This window comes from Streptomyces chattanoogensis (genome assembly GCF_001294335.1).
In the GTDB taxonomy this organism is placed as follows: domain Bacteria; phylum Actinomycetota; class Actinomycetes; order Streptomycetales; family Streptomycetaceae; genus Streptomyces; species Streptomyces chattanoogensis.
The window spans coordinates 1-2,541 of record NZ_LGKG01000005.1 but is presented as its reverse complement, the minus strand read 5'-3'; the positions used below and the strand labels follow the sequence as shown (position 1 = coordinate 2,541).

Genomic DNA, 2,541 nt, shown 5'->3' with positions numbered 1-2,541 from the left:
CGCCAGCCGGTCCGACCGCGCCCCCACCTCCCGATACGACAGCCCGTCCACCGCCACCGCATCCGGCTGCAACCCCACCCACACCCCAAACCGCCCGGGAAGTGGGAGATCCGAAGGCTCGAGTGCCGCTCCCCGGCCTCTCTCCCAGAGGCGTTCGTGAGCGTTCGTCGAGCCCGGAAAACTGGATGAAGCTTCGCTCTGCATTACCTCACCCATCATGGCTGTCGATTCGGTAATCGCTTTGGAGGCGTGGGCGATCAAGAGGCTATGCAGGGTTTTCAAGGGCTGTCAAGATTCACATCTGATGGAGTTTGGAAAGGCGAGAGAGTCGTGGTCGTGGCACTTTCGTGACGCCTCGGATGAATTCTTCGAATATTCGCCTGGGCGGCTGGCCGGCACGGTCGCAGCTCGGCCTGCTGCGGCTCACCCGGCGTCGGCATCGGATCCAACTCCCCACCAGGTGGCGTGGGTTGGGTCCCAAAACAAACCGTCCGGAAGGCTGGACGCGGGGCCGGAGGTTGAAAAATTGACTGTTGACGACGGGGTACCCGCATGTCAAGATCGAGTTTGGCAACAGCGTGGTCGGCAATTCCCGGCCAGTGTTTTAGCGAAGGCCCGGCCTTCCTTGTGTGCGTTCAATCCTCGTCCAGTTGATAGTGCCGGGACTGCTGTTTCCGCTTCCCGGCTGTCAGTCCTTGAATATTCAGGCCTTGGGTCCTGTCTCGGGGGAGCTGTACCTGTTCAGGTGCAGCCAGGTCGCCAATGGAGGAATTGTGATGTCCGGTTCGGAAAACGCCGGGAATCCCACAGGATTCGACCGGGAGAACGTGGCCGGCGAGGCCATGCGCCAAGAGATATTCCGCATCTGGGCCGAGGCCTTCGAAGGCGGCGGCGACCCGGAGCTGAGCTTCCTCGCCAACGGTGGCGACTCCTTCCAGGCGGTCGTGCTCGCCGGCACGCTGTTCGAAGCCACCGGCCGTGAGGTGGACTACTTCGACCTGCTGGAGGCGGACGGAGCGGACACCGTCCACCGGCTGGTCATGACCGCGGCCAACGAGCACTGATCGCCCGATGGCCCTCCACCCCGCGGCACAGGTGCCCGCGCCCTCCGGCGGCGCCCTGCCCCGCCATGAGCTGACGGCCCATCAGGCCGACCTCTACATCGCGGACCAGGCGGCTGATCACTCGGCCGCCTACCATGCCGCCGTCATCTACCGCGTCACCGGCAGTCTCGACGGGAGAGCGCTGCGGCGGCGCTTCGTGCAGCTCCTGGCGGACCACCCCATGCTCGCGTCGAGGGTGGTCGAGGGAGACAACGGCTGGTACTTCGAGCCCGCGGACATCGCCCCCGAGCTGCACGTCGTGACGGTGCCGGTCGCACCCGACGGAGACCGGGCCCGCCGACGCGTACGCAACGAGTGTCTGCGGCCCCTGGATCCGATGCGCGGCCCCCTGATACGGGCCGTGCTGCTGCGCTACTCGGACGAGGTCGCCGATCTGATCGTGGCGGCGCACCATCTCGTGGTGGACGAGCAGTCCTTCTCGGTGCTGATCCGCCGCCTGGTGGCCGGTGAGGAGCACACCCCGCGGGAAACCTACGCGGAGTGGGCGGAGCGGACCCGCACCGTGTTGCCCGCCCGCCTCGACCGGGCGTCGGCGATCCGCGCAGAGCTGGGGAGGTCCGACCTCGCACCGTCCCTCGACTGGGCCGACGACACCTCCGAGGCGGCAGGCTCGGGTGGCGGCACGGCCGAGCTGAGGGTACCTGCAGGGGTCTGGAGCGAGGTGCGCCGGCACTGCGCCGAACTCCAGGTCACCCCTTATGCGTTCGCTCTCGCGGCGGCCGGGCTCGTATTAGGCCGCAACGCGCGCGTGCCACGTCCCGTGCTGGGCGCCACGGTCTCCCGCCGCTTGCCGAGGCACGCGGCCACCATCGGCTACTTCAACAGCACGGTGCTCATCCCGGTGGACCTGGACGGGGCGTCCACGGTCGCCGAGCACCTGCGGCGGGTGCATGACCGCAGCATGCAGGCCTACCGGGACGCGGACCTGCCGCTCTCCACGGTGCTGCCGGAGTCCGCGGCCGGGGCGCCACGGCTCGTGGTCGTACCCAGCTCACCTGCGCCTGAGGTGACCACCTCCTCGGCGCGCTGCACTCCGCGGGATGACATCGATCTGGGGGCGGCGCAGTTCCCACTGGCTCTGTATCTGCGGCAGTGCCCGGACGGGAGCCACCACGGCGTACTGCGCTTCCAGCGCGAGGTGGTGACGGAGTCCGCCGCCGAACGGTTCTGCCGTCAGCTGGAGTGGGTGATTGCCTGCTTCGCGGACGACCCCACCGTCTCACTCTCCGACGTGAACACCGTGCCGGCCGCCGACATGCGGCGGCTGTCGGCGGCCGATGCCCCCGCCCTGCCGGTCTCCAGGGGCTCCGGAGGTATCCCCGGGCGGTTTGGGGTGTGGGTGGGGTTGCAGCCGGATGCGGTGGCGGTGGACGGGCTGTCGTATCGGGAGGTGGGGGCGCGGTCGGACCGGCTGGCG

At 68.4% G+C, this 2,541-nt stretch carries 3 protein-coding genes; 2 read left to right on the top strand and 1 reads right to left on the bottom strand.

The window, feature by feature from the left end:
* On the bottom strand, positions 1–282 hold a 282-nt coding region (locus ADL29_RS44415), incomplete at its 3' end, for a hypothetical protein (protein ID WP_211274246.1).
* Between the two features lie 494 nt (positions 283–776).
* On the opposite strand from ADL29_RS44415, the gene ADL29_RS04125 reads away from it, so the two are divergent.
* Together ADL29_RS04125 and ADL29_RS04120 are read left to right on the top strand one after the other, a co-directional pair.
* On the top strand, positions 777–1,064 hold the full coding sequence (locus ADL29_RS04125) for a hypothetical protein (protein ID WP_053922403.1): 288 nt from the start codon (positions 777–779) through the stop codon (positions 1,062–1,064).
* Between the two features lie 7 nt (positions 1,065–1,071).
* A partial coding sequence (locus ADL29_RS04120) for a condensation domain-containing protein (RefSeq protein WP_157878382.1) occupies positions 1,072–2,541 on the top strand: 1,470 nt, incomplete at its 3' end.